A 19,902-nucleotide genomic window follows, 5' to 3' on the forward strand; every position below is an offset into this window, starting at 1 on the left:
TCGCGCACCATGGCTATCAGCGCGGCGCCGGTTGGGCCAAGCGCCTCGCTGGGGCGCTTCATTGGACTGGAGCCTGCACCAAAGTGCTCCGAATGGACCTTCTCCACTGTTTGGTTTATGCCAATGCCGGTTGCTCCGACCGTATTCAGGAATATGGATTGCGGCGGGCTTTGTTGCCCCAGCGTGCCGCCAGCTCTCGGCGGTTGGATAGCCCGGGCTGCCGAAGAAAGATAAGCTTATGGAAGACGCTACTTTGGACAGCGCCCCGTTCTACGTCAGGATCCAGAAAGATCTACTCAAGCTCATCCATGACAAAGAGGTTGAGCCGGGCGGACGCTTCCCCTCCGAAAGAGAGCTTTCGGTACGTTTTGGAGCCAGCCGGATGACCATGCGCAAAGCAGTTGATCATCTTGTGCAGGCGGGTGCGCTCGAGCGACGCGGCACGAGCGGTACGTACGTTCCCGACCATTTGTTTGACCGCCCGTTGAGCGACCACTCGCCATACAGCATCTCCGACGTCGTAAAAAAGGCCGGTCACACCCCAGGATCGAAGTTGCTGTTCTTCGAGCGACGGGAGGCCGATAACCTCGTTGCGTCAAAGCTCGGTCTGGACCTGGGCGATCCAGTTATCGCCATCGAGCGGCAACGGACAGTCGATGGAGTGCCAGTCTGTCTCGAATTCAGCCACATCCCAGCACGTCTCGTGCCAGGGTTGTCTGCAAGCGACCTGCTGGAGAACAATTCCCTCTATAAAGTTTTTCGGGAAACATTCCACGTGGTCCTGCATAGTGGTACCGGGAGCATCGGCATCCACTACGCCACGAAAGCGGAGGCAGAACTCCTTGACCTAAAGCCGGGGGCCTCTGTGCTCTTGTTTGACGCTGTGACGATAACGAGTGACGGCCACCCTTTTGAGTATCTGCGCTCTCTAAATCATCCTGATCGCGTAAGCTTCACAATTAACCAACCGCCGGGGAAGCCGGACGCTCGCCAGGGCAATCCCCCCATCCGCTGGATGTTCAACAGCTAGCCGGAACCAGTTCACGCTTCCTTTTAGGCTGTACGATGTCAAGCACTGGGAAGTGAACGCCTTAGACTCTGTGAGAGTTATGTATGCCGTTGGTGCAGGGCGCGGCCTCACATTTTCGGCAGACTGACAGCGCATTAGACGAGCCTGTCAAACGCGCACGCGTTCGGCAAGCAGGAGTATGCGGCTTGGAACCTGGAGACGCTGCCGCGCAAGCCAATCGGCACTGCACGTTTAAGGCGGCAACCCTGGCCAGCGCCGCAGTCAACCACCATCGACATCTACGCCGAACAAGCTTGTTTCAGCTCGGCCTTCTCGTTGCCGGAAAATCGTTGTTGACAGGCTGCGGGCCTCATGCATAACATTGGTATATACCAATGGCCGCGGGCTATGGAGGAGAATATCTCTACGCTCGAAAAAGAGCCAGCGCAGCAGGTATCAGCTCGCAGAAGCATTTCGATTTGAACGCCTCGCGCCGTCGAGCTTTGCATCGGCAGGCATTTCGGCCACCGCTGGTACATTCCAGCGGCAGGGGAAACTCGTTGCGCCGGAGAGCGGCTCACGTGGTTTGTGGCGGCAGGAGTTCTCGCGGGCGAAAGCCATTTGGTCGAGCACTTCACTGGTATGTACCGTCCGGTAATACCGCAACAGGAGGGAACTGGAATGAATAGCCGACGTCACAGGTTCGCGGTTATCGCCGCTGCCGCCATCATGATCGCCGGAGCGGGTTTGTCCGCACGAGCGGCAGACGTGGTGATTACCGGAAGTGGTGGCCCACCCCAGGATGCCCAACGAAAAGCGATGTGGCAGCCTGCCGCAAAAGCTCTCGGTATCACCTTTGACGAGGACACGTCCCAGGCTTGGACTGACGCCAAGGCGCAGGTGGATTCAGGTTCCGTCACTTGGGACATCGTAAACTTCAACATGGGCGAGGTGCCGCAAGCGGTTGCGGCGGGCATTTTGGTCAAGTTGCCCGCAGATATCGTCGACCGGACCCAGTACGCTCCGGGCTCCGTAAGCGACTACTGCATCGGAAATTCCGCCTTCTCAGAGGTGATGGGATACAACACCGCTAAATTCGGCGACAAGGGTCCTAAGAATATGGCGGAGTTCTTCGACACGAAGAAGTTCCCGGGTAAAAGAGCGATGACCCGTGCCGTGAAAGGCAACGCCGAGGCAGCTGCCCTGGCGCTGGGCAAGCCTCAAAACGAGGTTTACAGTTTCCTGGCTACGGACGAAGGCCAGAAGGAAGCGCTTGATAAGCTCTCGCAATTGAAATCGTCTGTGACCTGGTGGGATAGCGGCTCTCAACTCACCCAGCTGATCGTGGATAAGGAAGTTGACTTGGCCTACGGTTGGGATGGTCGCCTCAATGCAGCCATCACCGCAGGTGCTCCGTGGAAGATCGTCTATCAGGATGGAATCCTCCAGACGGACTGCTATGCGATCCTCAAGGGCAGCCCGCACCCCGAGAACGCCCTTAAATTCCTCAAGGAAATTCTCAAGCCTGAATACAGCAAGGATATGGTGAAGTATGTCGCCTATGGCCCTTCCGATCTGAGGGCCTACAAAGGCATGGACCCGGCTGTCCTTTCGAAGCTGACCCTGGCACCGCAAAACCTAGTCGGGCAGTACCCCCAGGATCCCGCCTTCTGGGGGGCCAACGGCGCAAAGCTGTCGGAAGCATTCGACGCGATGCTTCTGAAGCAGTGAAGATTGGCCTTGGTGGCGGAACCTCCGCCACCAAGGCACCACAAACCTCAAGTCCGGACGAAGCTTCAGAGCCATGCGGCGGGACGGTCCAGAGGGCTTGACCTCACCGAGTTCAGGCATGGGCATCTAGCAGGCGCAGCGCTGCATCGGGCATGCACCAGGGTTGGAACGCATAGGCCCTGAGACAACTTCGAAGTCAGGCTGAAATCAGAACTTAAGGGGATCGACTGACGATGGCCAACAACAGACCAGTTATTCTTATTTCCGGCAGTGACGGTGGTATCGGCTCGGCGATAGTCAGCGAATTGATGGAGCGCGGCTATCGGCTCAGCCTGGGTGCGATGAATGCTCGCGCCCTCGTTGAGAAATTCGGACCAGAGACACCCGACCGCATCTACCAGTCATTCGATGCTTTCGACCGCTCCAGTGCTAAGTCTTGGGTTGATCGAACAGCTAAGACATTTGGACAGATCGACGGGGTGGTGAACGCTATCGGGCTTGGTCTGCGTGTCACCATCATGGACGACAACGATGAAGACCTGGATAAGCTCTGGGAGGTGAACGTCAAGACGCCCCTGCGCCTTGTCCGGTTATGCATGCCGTATCTAGAGGCTTGCGGCAAGGGCCGTGTGGTCAACCTTGTTTCACTGGGTGGCAAGCGAATTAAGAATGTCACGGTCGGCTATGGCACGACGAAATTCGCCGCCATGGGGCTGACACACGCGATCAGGACTTATGGTTGGGATAAAGGAATTCGGGCAACAGCGCTTTGTCCTGGGTGGGTAAAGACGAGCATGAGCGTCAAGTCGCCCACCCTAAAGATTCAGCAGGACGAGATGACGGATCCGTCCACGATAGCCCATCTCGTCAGAACGGCGATCGAGCTTCCGAACAATGCTGCAATGGCCGAGATGGTCGTCAATTGCGAATTCGAAGATATCTTCTGATTTCAATAGTCGAGGATACAATGGAATATCGTCTACTCGGCCGTTCGGGCCTAAAGATCTCAACCGTCACAATGGGAACGATGACCCTAGGTGGCGTGGGTTGGGCGAAGAAGACCGGCGACTTGGGGGTCTCGGATGCCAGGCGACTCGTCGATCTCTGCATCGACGCAGGCGTCAATCTCATCGACACCGCCAATGTCTACTCCAACGGAGTAGCTGAAGAGATTATTGGAGAGGTCCTGGGTGGCAAGCGAAAAGGGGGCGTCCTTCTTGCCTCCAAGGCACGCTTCCAAATGGGTAACGGATTAAATGATGTTGGCTCCTCACGCCATCACTTGATCGCTGCATGTGAAGCAAGCCTGAAGCGGATGAGAACGGACGTCATCGACTTGTATCAGTTACATGAGTGGGATGGGCTGACGCCATTGGAAGAAACGATGGAGGCACTTGATACGCTGGTGCGTGACGGGAAAGTCCGTTACATCGGGTGCTCCAATTTCTCTGGCTGGCACATCATGAAGGCGCTAGGTGTCAGTGAGCGGGACAGACGTCATCGCTTCGTAAGCCAACAAATTCACTACACGCTTGAGTCTCGCGACGCCGAATACGAGCTCCTTCCAATTTCGGTCGACCAGGGACTAGGCGTTCTCGTATGGAGCCCACTCGCCGGCGGCCTGCTCTCCGGCAAACATCGCCGCAACCAGGCGGCGCCACAGGACAGCCGGCAATTTGCTGGCTGGACCGAACCTCCAATCCGCGACGAGAACCGTCTATGGAATATCATCGATGTGCTGGTGTCGATTGCCAATGGGCGCGGTGTATCCGCCGCTCAGATCGCACTTGCATGGTCGCTTGGGCGAAAAGCCATTACGTCGGTCGTGATCGGCGGGCGTACTGATGCACAGTTCAAAGACAACCTGGCTGCGGCCGAACTAAAGCTGACAGCAGACGAGAGGAAGGCTTTGGACGAGATCAGCATGCCACCGGTAATCTATCCGTATTGGCATCAGAGGAACGAGGCCAGCGATCGACTGAGCGAGGCAGACTTGACGCTCCTAGGTCAACATCTTCTTTCTTAGTGCACGGTTGATTAGCTTCGTCGGCCGAAGAAGCAGATGGGTTGTGCTGCAAAACCGCCCGATCTCTTCATGATCCCGGGTGCCTGACTTACATGCGGGTGTGGGCCTGCTGCTTGATCGAGACGATCCATTGAACTGGTAGTGACATGTAGGGGCGCTACGCAGGGCAAGCTCAGCAGACCCTCGACCAAGAGTACCGGGAACATGACGCGACGCGACACAGTAGCGGCGGCGGTGCTATAGCGATCCTAACGAAAGTACTCAGCTGGTCTACTTGAAAGGAAATCTTTGCCAAGACGCACGGGACTGGCGTTATTCGGCCTGATCAACATCCTCCAATGTTACCAGAGCTTTCAACAGGATTGCCGGGATGACAAATTCGTCATTGACACCAGTCACGGCTTTCTCTAGATTGGTATATACCAACTGGCGCAACGCGGCGAGTGGCAATATCGGAGGGCGCATCTCGCCCAACGAGGAAGAAAACGCCGTGCGGTGGCAAAACCAGCAGGTAGCGGGGATGAGGTCGGCGCGGACTATCGTGTCGGACCCTCATCTCCAACTTGACACGACTTTCAATACAGCAGCGGCGCATCCTCCCGTGCCTCTGCGAAATGTGGCCGGCGAACTTTTTGTTCGTCGGCCACCCCATCATTCTGCGGCTGGGCGCACTAATGGACGCTAACGAGAGTTCAGAACACTACGCATACAGCGCTGATGTCGCGTCCAAGTCGCTTCCGATCTCCATTCGGTCTGTGAACAAGGCTTACGGCGCGGTCGCCGCGCTTAAGGACGTCAACCTCGACATCAAGAGCGGGGAGTTCATGACGCTGCTCGGGCCGTCGGGATCGGGCAAGACTACCCTTCTGATGGTTCTCGCGGGGTTTGTGCGTCCGCAAGCGGGATCTGTGATGTTTGGGGATGAAGAGGTCATCGCAAAGGCGCCTCACGAGCGAGGTATAGGGATGATGTTCCAAAACTACGCTTTGTTTCCCCATATGAGCGTGGCAACAAACATCAGCTATCCACTCAGGATTCGTAAATGGTCCAGGGAACGGATCGATGCCGCGGTAGACGAGGTGCTCTCCACGGTCCAACTGTCCGGGTATCAATCGCGCCGCATTTCCGAGCTATCCGGGGGGCAGAAGCAGCGCGTTGCGCTTGCTCGGGCCGTGGTGTTCAAGCCCAAGATTTTGCTGATGGATGAGCCGCTATCGGCACTCGATAAGAACCTGCGGGAGTTGATGCAGCTCGAACTACGCGGCATGCATGAACGCCTGGGCATGACAACGGTTTTGGTGACGCACGATCAACGAGAAGCCCTGACGATGTCAGATCGTATCGCCGTCCTGCGTAACGGCGAAATCGCGCAGGTCGACAGTCCCTCCGCCCTTTATAACGCGCCAACAACAGCATTCATCGCGGGTTTTCTGGGCGAGTCTGCATTCCTGGCAGTAACGTCGCGCGACGGCATGCCCTTTTACCGGGAGCAACCGATCGTGGTCCCTGACGGTAGTGCTGTTTTGGAAGACGGCTTCCTGGTGCTGAGGCCTGAGAAACTCGAGGTGGTCACTACGCATATACGACAGCCGGAATATAACTACTTTGAGGGATCACTGGAGCGTGTTCTTTTCCAAGGCGAGAGTAGCGTGGTCTTCGTTCGCTTGGCCAATGGCGAGCGCGTTGCTGTTCGGCGTCATTTGAATGAGGGAAACAGCACTGGTCTTCCTCCGGCAGGTAGCCGTGTCGCGCTTAGCTTGCATAAGAACGATAGCCGGATCGTTCGCGACGACTTGAAGCGCTGATATGACGACCGCTGCTTCAACCGCGACCACCGACTTCAACGTCGAAGTCCTACGCAGTGCAGAGGGACGGGAGCGCCGGATCCTTCTGTCGCTCACTCTGCCGGGCATCCTGCTTGTCGCATCCGTTATTCTGCTGCCGCTTTGCGTAATGCTGTATGAATCTTTCATCGGGGAGAGCGGTTCCTTCAGTGTGGAGAACTACACAAGGCTGTGGACGAGCCCGGTCTATGGACAGGTCTTCGAACTGACCTTCAAGGTATCCTTGTTTACCACCTTGCTGGTTGCGATCATCGGCTATCCACTGACGTATGCACTCTCGCAGTTGCCCGAGCGCTCGCAGAACCTGGCCCTGCTGTGCGTCCTGCTACCGTTTTGGACGCCGGTACTCGTACGCACCTACGCCTGGTTGGTGCTCCTCCAAGACAACGGCCTGATAAATAAAGGACTCACGGGGCTTGATTTGATCTCGCAGCCCTTGCCGCTCAGCCACAACATGACCGGCGCGCTCGTTGGAATGGTGCAAGTGATGCTGCCTTTTCTCGTGCTGCCACTCTTCGCGTCGATGAAGGCGATTGACCCCAACCTTATGGCTGCCGCGTCCAATCTCGGTGCCAAGCCTTCTCGAGCTTTCAGGGACGTCTTTTTCCCATTGTCACTGCCTGGATTCCTTTCGGGGCTCTTGATCGTCTTCGTCCTCTGCCTTGGGTTCTATGTTACTCCGGCAGTTCTGGGTGGCGGCCGCGTGATCATGGCTGCGATGCGTATCGAAGCCAATGTCCGGGCCTACTCAAACTGGGGCGCCGCTAGCGCGCTTGGAATTGTCCTTCTGCTTATCACTGTCTTTCTGATCCTCGTGGCTGGCTTCGTCGGTCGTAAGGCAGGCAAGGGGATGTTCCGATGAAGTGGCTGCTGCAACCGGCGTCTCTAACCCAGGTCACACATTTGCAGCGGCTTTGGTTGTACGCCCTTACAATTCTGACGCTAGTATTTCTCGTCGCGCCAACGTTGATCGTCATTCCGATGTCCTTTTCGGGGTCGAAGTTCCTTCAATTCCCGCCTAAGGACATTTCTCTCACCTGGTACGTGAACTACTTCACGTCGCGACAGTGGATGCAGGCGACATGGGTCTCGGTTAGCGTCGCCATACTCAGCATGCTTTCCGCGACCGCAATAGGTACTGCGGGGGCTTACGGAATCTGGGTCGGTAAACCGCGCTTCAGAGCGGCGATCTGGGGTCTATTTGCTCTCCCAATGGCAATTCCCGTGATCCTGCTGGCGATAGGATCGCTATTCGTGTTCGCCAGGTTGGGTCTCGTGAATACAACGCTCGGCCTGACCCTCATGCACACGGCAATGGCGCTGCCGTTCGTAATGATCGTCGTTACGGCGGGTCTGGCTTCGTACGACATCAATCAGGAGCACGCTGCGCGCAGCCTCGGTGCTTCTCGTCTGTACGCTTTCTTTACCGTCACCCTGCCGCAGATCAGGTTTTCCGTGATTTCGGCGATGCTGTTTTCGTTCTTCGCATCGTTCGATGAAGTCGTTGTGGCGATGTTTATATCTACTGGACCCGGCTCGACCCTAAACCGCAAGATGTTCAATTCACTTAGGGACGAGCTCGACCCAACGATCGCTGCGATCTGCACCTGCCTGATCGCCATTTCGATCCTGCTAATCGTCATCGGCCAACTCACCAAACCTCGCTCACCGAAATAGCGTCGATCACACGAGATCGATGCGACAAGTCAAACCAGTCAAAACATCGAAGGACTCACGATGATTACCGAACAAACTGACGCTCAAATCAAAAATGCGTTGAACGCCGTGGCTGGTCGCGAAAATGTCACCGACATCTTCTTTGTCGCCTGTGGGGGCTCGTACGCGCACATGCTTCCAAACCAATACATCGTGGAGCGCGAAGCAAAGGCGATCATCGGCAACGCGCTCAATGCGGCCGAGTTCAAGGCGCGGGCGCCGAAACGCCTGGGCAAAAATTCCATCGTCATCGCCTGTTCCCATTCGGGCACGACCCCGGAAACCGTGGAGGCGGTCAAAATCGCCCGCGCCGCGGGTGCTCTGACCATCTCATTGACACATGATCTTGGTAGCCCGCTCGACCAGGAGTCCGAATATATAGTCTCCTACGTCCATGCACCCCTGACCATGTCGCCCATTCATTCGGCAGCGGTGTTGCAGAGGCTGACCTTCGGCATTCTCAAAATCCGAGAAGGCAACCCAAGGGCCGATGATTTCGAGAAGGGCTTGGCGGCGTTCCCCGCTCTCGCGGAGAACCTCGTCGCTGACCACGGTGGCAAGGCCGCTGAATTCGCGGAGACGCATAAACGCGAAGCGATTATCTATACGATGGCGTCGGGAGCGAACTTCGGACAGGCCTACTCATTCGCCATTTGCCTTCTGCAGGAAATGCAGTGGGTTCACTCGGCGGCAATACATGCCGGCGAATATTTCCACGGCCCGTTCGAGATCACTGACTTTGACGTGCCGTTCATCCAACTCATGGGTTTGGGACCATCCCGCGCGATGGACGAGCGCGCGCTCGCCTTCGCGCAGAAATACAGTAAGCGCGTGACGGTGGTGGACGCGAATGATTTCGGCGTGACCTCATTGCCCGAAAGCGTATCCGAGTATCTCGCGCCGTTGGTCTTCTCGCCTGTCTTGCGTGCCTACGCCGACAAGCTGTCCGAGGCCAAAGGTCATCCGCTGACCGTCCGCCGCTACATGTGGAAGATGGAATACTGACTTCCAGGCTTTTTAGGTACCCAGCCTGCCTGCGTGCGACCACCTCAACGCCCAGGCTCGCTGGTCGGCTAGATGATGACGAAAGGATGGCTGAAGCGTGCAAATCGCTTCTGCCACCTACGGTCGAACGCCCAGATCCACAAGATTCGAAGGTTCTGCATCATGTCTTCCGCCTCGCAATTCGAACGTGGGCTCGTCGGGGTCGGTGATAACGTCGTTGACCATTATCTCGATCAAGGCGTCTACTACCCCGGCGGCAACGCCTTGAACGTTGCCATCCTCGCTCACCGGTTCGGGGTGGCCAATAGCGCCTATATCGGCATTTTGGGCTGTGATCAGGAGGGCGCCCATGTGCGGGCCAGCATCCTGGCCGAGGGACTCTCAGATAGCCAACTGCGCGTCGTGAAAGGCGAGACGGGCAAGGCGAAAGTAACTCTGGTCGACGGTGATCGTGTCTTCGTTGGCTCCAATAAGGGAGGTGTGCGCAAGAGGGTGATGCTGCGCATGGACGACGATGATCTCGACCTCATCTCTCGGCTGGGGCACGTGCATTCTTCGTGCTTCAGTTATCTCGAGCCGGAACTCCCTCGCATCCGCGCGATTGCTCATGGCCTTTCGTTCGATTTTTCAACTGGTCGCGATAGGGACTACTTCGCCGCGATATGTCCGCTCGCGACGATCGCATTCTTTTCGGGTTCGGACATGAATGACGCCGAGACAGAGGCGTTCATCCGGGAGGCACATCTGCTCGGCGCGCAGACAGTGTGCGTTACCCAAGGCGAACGCGGCGCCGTCTTTAGCGATGGTCGGTCGACTTTACGTCAGGGAATCGTGCAAGCCAAAGTGGTCGACACGATGGGAGCTGGAGATGCGTTCATCGGAGGCTTCCTTGCCGCTATGCTCCAGGGGGCCTCAAGTGAAGCATCGCTTTTACATGGCGCGACATCTGCAGCGGCAGCTTGCGAGTGGTCAGGAGCCTTCGGCTATCCACATCCCACTAGTTAGCGGCGGGATGCGAGCAGGGTGCTTCTAGCGTTAGGAATCCGGCCCCGTAGACCCGGCCATTCTTGCTCGAAGCATTACGTAGCCGATGACGGTCCGTTGCTCAGCATGAGGTTGAGGCCGGCGAGTTGCACAGGCCCCCGCTAATCGGCAGCTAGCAACGAATGGGAGCTATGATAGTGCCTCAAGCGGATGTCCTAGGGCCTGGTATCGCCCATCTTTCATCAATCGGCGCCGCGATAAGGGTGCCGTCGATATCGCCCGATCGTAGGCTCTCCAGACTCTGAGATGCGGACTGCGTATGCACGACGTCTTTCATAGATTTGTCGAGCACCTGTCCGAAAGCACCAATGCGGCTGATCTACGCGATGCCTTGGCCGAGACTGCGTCCTCGCTTGATCTGCCCTCATTCGCTTATCTCCTGCCATCGCTCGGTTCGCGTCGGGGGACCGATCTGATCTCCACCTATCCTCAACCATGGACATCTCACTATCTTAATAGCCGCTACGAACATGTGGACCCGGTAGTCCAGCAGGCCCGGCTAGGCCCGGATGCATTCCGCTGGGATGCGGACGGAGGCGATCTAGACTTGTCGACCCCACAGCGGCAGTTGATGGATGAGGCGACCCAATTCGGCATCCGCTGTGGCTTTACAATTCCGATCCATGACCGTCGGGGGATGTTTGCCGCGCTAACTTTCGTCTCAGATGAACGGCGGCCGCTTTTCTTTCGCATGATTGAGCGCTACGAGAGCGCGCTGCAATTGGTGGCCGTCTTCTTTCACATCCAGGCACGTCGCAGGCTGACGTCGGAGCCAATGGTGGATGGCGTCGCTTTGTCCCGTCGGGAAACTCAGTGCTTGCAATGGGCTGCTCGCGGCAAATCGGATTGGGACATCGGCCGCATTCTGGGAATTAGCCAGCGCACTGCCGCCTTTCATCTGGACAATGCCAAGAAGAAGCTTGGCGTGCGAACCAAAACCCAGGCAGCCATCCGCTTCGCATTATCGAGATCGACAGATCTGACCTGACCACCCCACCACGCTGTATACATGCACAGGTTGTGGCGACAAGGACCTTCGCCTCCAATCACGACCGATATTTGTCGCGAAGGAGAAGGCCGCCATGATGCAGTTGATCACGCCGGATCGTTACGCTGAATTCAGCCACGAGCTCGAGGAGATGCACCGCTTGCGACATCGCGTCTTCAGGGATCGCCTCAAATGGGACGTGCCGGTCAACGGCGGTTATGAAGTCGACTCGTTCGACGCCCTGGGCCCCCACTATCTGCTGCTCAGGGGACCGACTGAACGCATCGAGGGCTGTGTCCGCCTGTTGCCCACCACCGGCCCGACAATGTTGCGCGACAGCTTCTCCATTCTTCTTGGCGGCCGCCAGGCGCCGGCAAGCCCCGGGATCTGGGAGAGCAGTCGCTTCGCGCTCGACGTTCCGCCCTCCGCGCCTAAGGAGGCTGGCATTGCGCTCGGCACTTACGAACTGTTCGCCGGCATGATCGAGTTCGGCCTGTCCCGCAACCTGCACACTATTGTCACCGTGACGGATTTGCGCATCGAGCGGATCCTGCGCCGTGCCGGCTGGCCGCTCGAGCGGTTGTCCGATCCGCAGACGATCGGCGACACGCGCGCGGTCGCGGGCTTTCTCGAAGTCTCTACCGACATCCTGGAGGTCATTCGCGGCAATGGCGGGATCAAGGGCCCCGCGCTGTGGGCGCCGGTCATGAAGAACGGCTGATCGGAAGGCTCATTCCACCCCGTTTGGGAACGTATGATGAGCGATTCGAGTTCTGGTCTAGCCTGGCCGGATTGGCAGGACAAGAATGCCTATCACTATTCCGCGTCGCTCACCAGCCGCGGCTGGGCCTGGGAGTTTTTGAGGCGCAATCGGATTTTCCGAGCTGAGATAGCCGCGGCCTTGCGATGGATTGATTCATCAAAAACGCTGACTGGTACCATATTTCGGATGCCGCCTGGAGCATTCGATCTTTCGTCCTGGGGGCTGATTTTTTGCAAGCTCGATCGAAAGTAGCGCGGACGTCTTCTGGCGTCCGCGGCTATGTCCGCATGTTCTTGACGTTGCTGCCAAGCGGGCGCCGCGATCACCCAAGACGGACATATTCGATGTCTCGACCCTATCCTGCCGGGTGTCCGTCCTTCATGCGGAAGATGGGCATCAGGACGTCCTGTTCACCGACGGTGTCCGGAACCTGCAACTGGCAGTTTCCGGCGCGAATCTCATCGAGCCCGTGCGCTTGACGGCCAACGTCCTCTGGCCATCCGCGGAGACGAAGCAACGTCTGGATAGTCTTGCGTGCTTGAATGCCCTCCGATCGACCGGACGACTTCCACCGAGATTGTTCCCGGCCGAGCCCCGGTGTGCCCGATTGCGATGGGTTCTGCGCGCGCTCGACGGCTCGATTGCCGGCGCCTCGCATCGCGAGATCGGCCTCGCCCTGTTCGGGAAGGCTCGCGTCGAGCAGGATTGGGCCGATCCCGGCGACCATCTCCGTGACATGGTGCGTCGTGCGGTCAAACGCGGGCGCGTGCTCATGAACGGTGGATACAGGCGGTTTCTGCTGTAAGCTCGCCTTCGGCCGGTCAGCTGGGGAACAATTCCTTATACCCGCTCTCTATCAGCCAGCGCGTGCGCTCAAGATGACTTCGAACCGCTTTGCGGGCTCGAACCGGCTCCCGCTTGGGATCGATGCCCAATATGGTCAGCGCCATCTCTTCTTCGCTGGCATTGTCGGCGCACGCGTCGATGAGACTGAGATAGATGGAGAAGTGTCTGCTGTCGTAGGCGGTCAGGTGATCCGACCAGGGCACTTCGCTTTGGATTTCCGTTTTCATCTTGTCTGTTAGTTCAGCCTTCGGGTGGCTTGCGATCCAGAATGACGTCCTCTGACCGGCTCATCATAGCGAATAGGAACGATCATTCCTAGAACGATAGTTCCCGTTCTGGTCGGTATCTGGCCATGGATCTCAAGGAGGTCATGGCGGTCAACATGCGTCGTGTGCGCCATGATCAGGGCCTGACGCAGGAAGAATTGGCGGCACGCGCAGACCTGAGCATGCGCTATGTCGGGTCAATCGAGCGTGGTCGGGTCGCGGCAAGCGTGACAGTTTTGGGACGACTTGCAAAAGCCCTCAACGTTGATCCTTGTGATCTAATCAAGCAGTTGTAGTAAGCGGCTCAACTGGCTTGTCCGTTCGCATCTCTCGAATGAGGGCGCCTGCGCGCTGATGGCGCGCACCGGTTGCTCGTGAACCGAGCCCGCTTTCCTTCGACAGGCTCAGGCGGTCTCGGCCATACGGCTTCGCCCCTTGGCGCATGCAGCCCTTGCGGGCTGTGACGGTCGCCGGCCCTTCGGGCGGCGCAGTCTTTTTGGGTTGGCCTTTCCGGCGGCGCGGTGTGGGCGGCTCTCCCTTCTAGGCCCGCCGCGACGGCCCGCAACCCTGCGCTTCGCTCCGGGTCCTCCACTTCGTTCCGGTCCTGCGGATGCCGGCCGCCTCTGACGGCGGGCCTTTCCGGTCGTTTTCGCCGCCCACCCCGCTTCCGGGGAAGGGCGCAGCGAGAGTTGCGAGCGGAGATCAGATCATGCGCAAGACTGGCAAACGTGGAGCCCGTGGTGAGGTCGGCGCAAAACAGGGCGAGCCGCTTAAGCGCACCCTCTATTCCGAAATCACCGACCGCATTATCGCCGATCTCGAGCGGGGTTCGGTGCCTTGGGTCAAGCCATGGGGGAGGGCGAAGGCGGCGCTTGGTCTGCCGAAGAATGCCGCCACAGGGCGCAGCTATTCTGGCATCAACATCCTGATCCTGTGGGGTGCGGTCATCGAGCGCTCATACCCGGGCCAGAACTGGCTGACCTTCCGGCAGGCGCTTTCGCTCGGCGGCAATGTCCGCAAAGGCGAGCACGGCACGACCATCGTTCACGCCGATCGCTTCATCCCAAAGAATGAAAAGGAACGCGCCAAGGCCGAGGACACCGAGCCGCACGCGGTACCCTTCCTCAAGCGCTTCACCGTGTTCAACGTTGCGCAATGCGATAGCCTGCCGGAGCACCTTTACAGCAATGCCGAACCGCTGCCCGAGCGCGAGATCGTCCCGAAGGCCGAAGCGCTTATGCGCGCGAGCGGCGCTGATATTCGCATCGGCGGTGACCGCGCATTCTACTTGCCTGCCGGCGATTTCGTGCAACTGCCGCCGCAGCCGGCCTTTTTCGAACCGGTCAACTACTATCGCACCGCTCTGCATGAATTAGGCCATTGGACGGGTCATCCGACCCGGCTCGCGCGTGATTTGTCCGGTTCATTCGGCTCCAAGGCCTATGCGCGCGAAGAACTGGTCGCCGAGCTCACGGCCGCCTTCACCTGTTCGAGCCTCGGCATCGAGCCGACCGTGCGCCACGCCGATTATATCGGCTCATGGCTGACCGTGCTGCGGGAGGATAATCGCGCCATTTTCCGCGCCGCCAGCCTTGCCTCCAAAGCCGCTGATTTCCTGCTCGCCTTTCAGGCTGACGAGAGAAGCGGCGCGCAAGAAGGGATGGCGGCATGACCGCGCGCGATCCCGTTCCGCTGCAGAGCGAGCCGACGCCGGAAGGCGAGCAGACGCTCGTTCCCGGCGTCCGCCCAATCACCGCGCGTGACCGGCTGGCGCTGTTGATAGACGCGCCGATGCGCCCGCGCACGGCACAGAAGCCGCTTGATATCGGCCTCTTCGATGAGGCCCGGCGCAATCAACTCGACCTCTTCTGACAAGGAGTGTTGCCATGATCCTGATCACCGAAGACCTGCGCGCGCGGCTGCTCGCCAACGGCGCGACCGATACGGAAACCGACCACGTCCCCGTCATGAAACTGTTCAATCCGGCAGGTGCCGCGACCTGGCTTCTGACCGAACTCGACGCAGACGGCGACACGCTGTTCGGACTTTGCGATCTCGGTTTCGGGTTCCCGGAACTCGGCAGCGTCAGCCTTGCGGAACTTGAGGCTGTAAAAGGGCCGCTTGGGCTTGGCATCGAACGCGACGTTGATTTCGAAGCGCGTTTTCCGCTGTCCGTTTATGCCGAAGCCGCTCGGCTATCCGGCCACATTACCGAGACCGAGCGGCTTTTGCGGCAGGCTGCCGCATCCCTCGAAATCCCAATGCCCGAGTTTCCGCCCGACAGGACGGAATGACCGCGCCGATAGGCGCAAAACCCGCCCGCCGCTCGGCCTTTGGCCTCGCGGGAAAGGGCAATTTCAACCAGTGCAAACAAGGAGACAGAACCATGCAGCTTGCCCACGTTTCTATCGACCATTTGAGTATCTCGGCGGCCAACATGCGGCATTCCAAACGCGCGCCCGATATCTCCGACATCCTGCCGTCGGTGCGGGCACGCGGCGTGCTGGTGCCGCTGCTGGTGCGGCCGAACGGATCGCCGGACAGCTTCGAAATCGTCGCCGGACGGCGGCGCTATTTCGCGGCCAGAACCGTCGCCGACGAACGCGGCGAGGTCGACCCGCTGCCATGCGCCATCATGGAGGATGGTGACGACGCCGATGCGCTGGAGGCCTCGCTGATCGAGAATACCGCGCGGGACGATCCCGACGAGGTTTCGCAATGGGAAACCTTCACACGGCTCATCAAGGAGGGGCGCGGCGTCGCCGATATTGCCGTCACCTTCGGGCTCACCGAGCATCAGGTGAAACGCATCCTGGCGCTTGGTGATCTGTTGCCCAAAATTCGCGAGGCCTATCGGCGCGAGGAGATCGATACCGAGACGGTGCGCCATCTCACGATGGCCTCCAAAGCGCAGCAGAGGGACTGGCTGGCGCTCTACGCCGATCCCGAGCAACATGCGCCGCGCGGCTGGCAATTGAAGCAATGGCTGTTCGGCGGCCAATCGATCTCCACCAAAGTCGCGCTCTTCGCCATCGAGGATTTTCCCGGCTTGATCGTGTCCGACCTGTTCGGCGAGGAAAGTTATTTCGCCGACGCGGACCTCTTCTGGCAGAAGCAGAACGAGGCAATTGCCGCCAAGCGTGATGCCTATATCGAAGCCGGATGGTCCGAGGTGGTGGTGCTGGAACCCGGCCAGTACTTCCATTCGTGGGACTACGAGAAGACGCCGAAGAAGAAGGGCGGCAAGGTCGTCATCACCGTCTCGCAGCGCGGCGAGGTCGAGGCTCACGAAGGCTACCTGTCGCGCAAAGAGGCGCGCCGCGCTCGTTCCAACGGCGAGGCAGGCGAGGAAGCAGAGACACCGGCGAAACCCTCACGGTCCGAGCTCAGCGGACCGATGCAGAACTATGTCGATCTGCATCGCCACGCAGCCGTGCGGACAGCCTTGCTTGACCATCCGAGCATCGCCCTGCGCCTGATGGTGGCTCATACCATTACTGGTTCGAGCCTTTGGCAGGTGCGTCCTGAGCCGCAGCGCGCCGCAAACGAGTCGGTGGCCGCAAGCATCGCCAGCTGCAAGGCCGAAGCCGCTTTCGCTGAAAAACGGCGCGAGGTTCTGGCACTGCTCGGTACGATCGACGAGGAAGGTCCCGTCGCCGGCGGCAATGGCGACGACTTCGCGCTCGCCAGTGTCTTCGCGCGTCTGCTGGTTCTTTCGGACGAGGATGTCTTCAGCGTCCTGACCCTCGTGATGGCCGAAACGCTCGCCGTCGGCAGCGCCATCATCGAGGCGCTCGGCAACCATCTTGACGTCGATATGCGCGACCATTGCCAGCCGGACAACGCCTTCTTCGAGCTGTTGCGAGACAAGGAGGTCGCCAATCAAATGCTCGCCGATGTCGGCGGCACACACGTCGCCGAAGGCAATGCTTCGGAGAAGGTGAAGACGCAAAAGAAGATCATTCGCGATTTTCTTGCCGGCGAGAACGGCAGGCAGAAAGTCGAATTCTGGCTGCCGCGCTGGATGAAATTCCCGGTCGAATCCTACACGGATCGCGGCGGCTTCCGCACCGCCGATCAGTGGTCCAAGGTCCAGTCGCTGTTCGTGTCTGAATGATCATTTCCGTAAGGCGGGTGGCGACGTTGCGGACGTCGCCGCTCGTCCGCATGCCGGGCTGTATCGAGCGCGCGGCAAGTGCCTTCGGTGTCGCCGGGCCGCTCCAGTTCTCACCCGGCGCACCATCCTTTGATCTTGGGGCGAAACCTTGGCCGCTGGTCTGGATCGGCGCTGGCTGCGTGGGCAGGATTGCGTTGGCACGGCACCGGAGTGCCGGTGGTCTCAACAGTAGCTTGGCCTTTGTCTGGCTCCGTGACCGCGTCTCCAGTCCATCTTCGTTGCTTGTTGCCAGGACCATTCCCCTGCGGCTGGCTTGTCGACCTATGGGCGGATCCGGCCCGCCCGAAACCCTCGCCAGCAACTTCTTTCCCCGCCGCCTGCGGCGGCTCCTCGCGCCGCTTCGCTTCAAAAAAGCTCCCCGCTCGGGTCCTCCGCTGTCGCTTCGGCCCTTCGGGTTCGGGCGGGTCGGACGCGCCCATCACGGTCCGCCATCGCAGGGGAATGGTCCCCGGCGACAGCAAAAAGGAGACTTTCAAATGACCGCGATCGGATATGTCACCAAGCAGGAGAACGGCAGCTACAAGGGCCAGCTCAAGACGCTCAGCGTTCGTGCTGACATCGACATCGTGCCCAACCAGGCCAAGGGCGCCGACAGCCATCCCGACTTCCGGGTGCTGACCCAAGGCGTCGAAGTCGGCGCCGGCTGGGTCCGGACCGGCGAGGCTTCCGGCAAGGATTATGTGAGCCTGTCGATCGCCGCCCCCGAGTTCGGACCGCGAAAACTCTACGCCAATCTCGGCCGCGCCGCCGGCCAGGACGATGATGACACCTATGCCATCATCTGGAACCCGGCCGACTGACCGGCACTGAGAAAGCCCCCGCGCCGCCACCGGCGCGGGGGCACTTCCAAAGCTCTCCATCCCCGCCCCAAAGGGGCGGCGAAAACTCCCGACCGACTCTTCGCCCGTCCCGCAAGCGCTCTCGCTCGCTGATCCTTGGCACGGCCTTCCATCGGCGAAACGAGGATCATCATGGACGACGAAAACGAACGCGCTGCCCGCGCCAAGAAGGGCAGTCCGTTCCTCAACACGGCGCAGGCTGCCTTCTATATCGGCCTTTCACAACGGACATTGGAGAAGATGCGGATCAAGGGCTACGGCCCAAAGTTCCGCAAGCACGGCCGCTTCGTCCGCTACCACATAGACGAGCTCAATGAGTGGTCGAAAGGCCGCCAGAACGAGATCGATACCGATGATGGAGGCCGCTCATGAGCCGGCGCCCGTCCATACATCTGGCCGGCAGTGCTCTGCGTCGAATTCGGGCACGCAAGGTGATCGCCGTTGCTGCGATCGGCCTCAGCCTGATTGGCATCACGGCCTTCGCCAGACCGGCGCCTTGGCTCGTCTGGAACGCCTCGGCGAGTGCGCCGATCGGCCTCTACCGCGTCGTCACTGGAGCGCCATCGCGTGGCGATCTCGTCCTCGCACGCGCACCGGAATTCATTGCCGATGTTGCTGCTGAGCGCGGCTATCTGCCTCGCAATGTGCCGCTGGTCAAGCGCGTCGCAGCACTACCGCGCGAGCATGTCTGCGCTTTCAACGAAGCGATCATCATTGGCGGCGAGATCGCCGCGCGGCGGCTCGCAACCGATACCCAAAACCGTCCGCTGCCTTGGTGGAGGGGCTGCCGTTTGCTGGCAGGCGACGAGGTTTTCCTGCTGAACGGCGACGCTCCTCGCTCCTTTGACAGCAGGTATTTCGGGCCAGTTCCGATCCAAAACATCATCGGGAGGCTCGTGCCGCTATGGACCGAGTGACCCTCCTCATGCTTGGCATGATCGCTGTCGCGCCATGCGCCTGTTCCGCCTCGACCGACGCTGAGCCGGTCGCCATCTCCCTAGGTCCGCAGCTTGGAAAGTGGCAGCAGTTCGTTACTGAAGCAAGCCAACGTTTCCGTGTCCCGCAGGTCTGGATATACGCTGTCATCGATGCCGAGAGCGGCGGCAGGACCATGCTCCACGGTCGTCCACTCACCTCGCGCGCCGGCGCCATGGGCCTCATGCAGGTGATGCCCAAAACATATAACGAGATGCGGATCGAACACGGTCTCGGCGCCGACCCGTATGATCCGCTCGACAACATTCTGGCTGGAACCGCTTACCTGCGCGCCATGTATGACCGGTTCGGATTCCCTGGTTTGTTCGCTGCCTACAACGCCGGACCGGAGCGCTACGACGACCATTTGCAGCGCGGACGACCGCTGCCGTCCGAGACGGTCGATTATCTCAGAAAGCTCAATGCGGCCGGCGTTTCGGCTGCGGATATCAACGTGTTCAAGAGCAAATCTCCACCCGCAAAGGCGCCCAAAGCGTCCTCCGGGCGGTCACTCTTCTTCCTGCGCGACGGCGTTCGCGCGGGCAATCCGAACGGGCAAATTCTGGTGCCGCTCGGATCAGATCGAGCTGGATCGGAACGGCCGGACGGCAGGTGAGGTCCGAGTGTGGCGAATTTGGTTGGAGGCGGGTGGGGGGAGGTTCGCGGAAGGCAA

The 19,902-nt window shown here is 59.4% G+C and carries 23 protein-coding genes; 22 read left to right on the forward strand and 1 reads right to left on the reverse strand.

Annotated features, from left to right (window positions below):
- Positions 1–238 precede the first annotated feature (238 nt).
- From QAZ47_RS14275 to QAZ47_RS14335, 13 genes are all read left to right on the forward strand, one after another.
- Positions 239–1,030: a GntR family transcriptional regulator gene (locus QAZ47_RS14275; protein WP_278207387.1), complete on the forward strand. Its 792-nt coding sequence runs from the start codon at positions 239–241 to the stop codon at positions 1,028–1,030.
- Positions 1,031–1,690: 660 nt separating this feature from the next.
- A complete protein-coding gene (locus QAZ47_RS14280) occupies positions 1,691–2,740 on the forward strand; it encodes an ABC transporter substrate-binding protein (protein WP_278207388.1) in 1,050 nt (349 codons plus the stop codon).
- Between the two features lie 233 nt (positions 2,741–2,973).
- Positions 2,974–3,687, forward strand: a complete 714-nt coding sequence (locus tag QAZ47_RS14285; protein WP_278207389.1) for an SDR family NAD(P)-dependent oxidoreductase — start codon at positions 2,974–2,976, stop codon at positions 3,685–3,687.
- A gap of 20 nt (positions 3,688–3,707) precedes the next feature.
- Positions 3,708–4,766: an aldo/keto reductase gene (locus QAZ47_RS14290; RefSeq protein WP_278207390.1), complete on the forward strand. Its 1,059-nt coding sequence runs from the start codon at positions 3,708–3,710 to the stop codon at positions 4,764–4,766.
- Positions 4,767–5,398: 632 nt separating this feature from the next.
- Complete coding sequence (locus QAZ47_RS14295) at positions 5,399–6,571, forward strand: ABC transporter ATP-binding protein (protein ID WP_278207391.1); 1,173 nt, start codon at positions 5,399–5,401, stop codon at positions 6,569–6,571.
- A 1-nt stretch (position 6,572) separates the two neighbouring features.
- Positions 6,573–7,472: an ABC transporter permease gene (locus QAZ47_RS14300; protein WP_278207393.1), complete on the forward strand. Its 900-nt coding sequence runs from the start codon at positions 6,573–6,575 to the stop codon at positions 7,470–7,472.
- A complete protein-coding gene (locus QAZ47_RS14305) occupies positions 7,469–8,287 on the forward strand; it encodes an ABC transporter permease (RefSeq protein ID WP_278207394.1) in 819 nt (272 codons plus the stop codon). The genes QAZ47_RS14300 and QAZ47_RS14305 overlap by 4 nt, the downstream gene beginning before the upstream one ends.
- Before the next feature lie 60 nt (positions 8,288–8,347).
- Complete coding sequence (locus QAZ47_RS14310; protein WP_278207396.1) at positions 8,348–9,331, forward strand: SIS domain-containing protein; 984 nt, start codon at positions 8,348–8,350, stop codon at positions 9,329–9,331.
- A gap of 72 nt (positions 9,332–9,403) precedes the next feature.
- On the forward strand, positions 9,404–10,336 hold the full coding sequence (locus QAZ47_RS14315) for a PfkB family carbohydrate kinase (protein ID WP_278207398.1): 933 nt from the start codon (positions 9,404–9,406) through the stop codon (positions 10,334–10,336).
- Between the two features lie 298 nt (positions 10,337–10,634).
- On the forward strand, positions 10,635–11,363 hold the full coding sequence (locus tag QAZ47_RS14320; RefSeq protein WP_278207399.1) for a LuxR family transcriptional regulator: 729 nt from the start codon (positions 10,635–10,637) through the stop codon (positions 11,361–11,363).
- Between the two features lie 94 nt (positions 11,364–11,457).
- Positions 11,458–12,084, forward strand: coding sequence for an acyl-homoserine-lactone synthase (locus tag QAZ47_RS14325; protein ID WP_278207400.1), 627 nt, complete (start codon positions 11,458–11,460; stop codon positions 12,082–12,084).
- A gap of 36 nt (positions 12,085–12,120) precedes the next feature.
- Positions 12,121–12,378 carry a DUF6499 domain-containing protein gene (locus tag QAZ47_RS14330; protein ID WP_278233625.1) on the forward strand — a complete coding sequence of 86 codons (258 nt, stop codon included), beginning with the start codon at positions 12,121–12,123 and terminating at the stop codon, positions 12,376–12,378.
- A gap of 217 nt (positions 12,379–12,595) precedes the next feature.
- Positions 12,596–12,931, forward strand: a complete 336-nt coding sequence (locus tag QAZ47_RS14335) for a DUF2285 domain-containing protein (protein WP_278207844.1) — start codon at positions 12,596–12,598, stop codon at positions 12,929–12,931.
- 16 nt (positions 12,932–12,947) lie between these two features.
- Here the strand turns inward: QAZ47_RS14335 and QAZ47_RS14340 are convergent, their stop codons facing one another.
- Complete coding sequence (locus QAZ47_RS14340) at positions 12,948–13,199, reverse strand: DUF2285 domain-containing protein (RefSeq protein WP_278207401.1); 252 nt, start codon at positions 13,197–13,199, stop codon at positions 12,948–12,950.
- Positions 13,200–13,324: 125 nt separating this feature from the next.
- Here QAZ47_RS14340 and QAZ47_RS14345 point away from each other — a divergent pair, with 125 nt between their 5' ends.
- The 9 genes from QAZ47_RS14345 to QAZ47_RS14385 all read left to right on the forward strand — a co-directional run bounded on the left by QAZ47_RS14345 (position 13,325) and on the right by QAZ47_RS14385 (position 19,845).
- The gene (locus tag QAZ47_RS14345) at positions 13,325–13,534 is read left to right on the forward strand and encodes a helix-turn-helix transcriptional regulator (RefSeq protein ID WP_278207402.1); all 210 of its coding nucleotides are present in this window, start codon (positions 13,325–13,327) and stop codon (positions 13,532–13,534) included.
- A 413-nt stretch (positions 13,535–13,947) separates the two neighbouring features.
- Positions 13,948–14,910 carry a zincin-like metallopeptidase domain-containing protein gene (locus QAZ47_RS14350; RefSeq protein WP_278207845.1) on the forward strand — a complete coding sequence of 321 codons (963 nt, stop codon included), beginning with the start codon at positions 13,948–13,950 and terminating at the stop codon, positions 14,908–14,910.
- Positions 14,907–15,110 (forward strand): hypothetical protein, encoded by a 204-nt coding sequence (locus QAZ47_RS14355; protein ID WP_278207403.1) that lies wholly within the window; start codon positions 14,907–14,909, stop codon positions 15,108–15,110. The genes QAZ47_RS14350 and QAZ47_RS14355 overlap by 4 nt, the downstream gene beginning before the upstream one ends.
- Positions 15,111–15,124: 14 nt before the next feature.
- Positions 15,125–15,532: a DUF2958 domain-containing protein gene (locus QAZ47_RS14360; RefSeq protein ID WP_278207405.1), complete on the forward strand. Its 408-nt coding sequence runs from the start codon at positions 15,125–15,127 to the stop codon at positions 15,530–15,532.
- A gap of 92 nt (positions 15,533–15,624) precedes the next feature.
- On the forward strand, positions 15,625–17,355 hold the full coding sequence (locus QAZ47_RS14365) for a ParB/RepB/Spo0J family partition protein (protein WP_278207406.1): 1,731 nt from the start codon (positions 15,625–15,627) through the stop codon (positions 17,353–17,355).
- Positions 17,356–17,891: 536 nt separating this feature from the next.
- Entirely contained in the window at positions 17,892–18,215 is a 324-nt protein-coding gene (locus QAZ47_RS14370) for a DUF736 domain-containing protein (protein WP_278207407.1), read from the forward strand.
- A 171-nt stretch (positions 18,216–18,386) separates the two neighbouring features.
- Positions 18,387–18,626: a helix-turn-helix domain-containing protein gene (locus QAZ47_RS14375; protein WP_278207408.1), complete on the forward strand. Its 240-nt coding sequence runs from the start codon at positions 18,387–18,389 to the stop codon at positions 18,624–18,626.
- Positions 18,623–19,171, forward strand: coding sequence for a S26 family signal peptidase (locus QAZ47_RS14380; protein WP_278207409.1), 549 nt, complete (start codon positions 18,623–18,625; stop codon positions 19,169–19,171). Before QAZ47_RS14375 ends, QAZ47_RS14380 begins: the two co-directional genes overlap by 4 nt.
- Complete coding sequence (locus QAZ47_RS14385) at positions 19,159–19,845, forward strand: lytic transglycosylase domain-containing protein (RefSeq protein WP_278207410.1); 687 nt, start codon at positions 19,159–19,161, stop codon at positions 19,843–19,845. The genes QAZ47_RS14380 and QAZ47_RS14385 overlap by 13 nt, the downstream gene beginning before the upstream one ends.
- The last annotated feature ends 57 nt before the right edge of the window (positions 19,846–19,902 follow it).

The sequence above is a fragment of the Mesorhizobium sp. WSM4904 genome, from assembly GCF_029674545.1.
Taxonomy (GTDB): Bacteria; Pseudomonadota; Alphaproteobacteria; order Rhizobiales; family Rhizobiaceae; genus Mesorhizobium.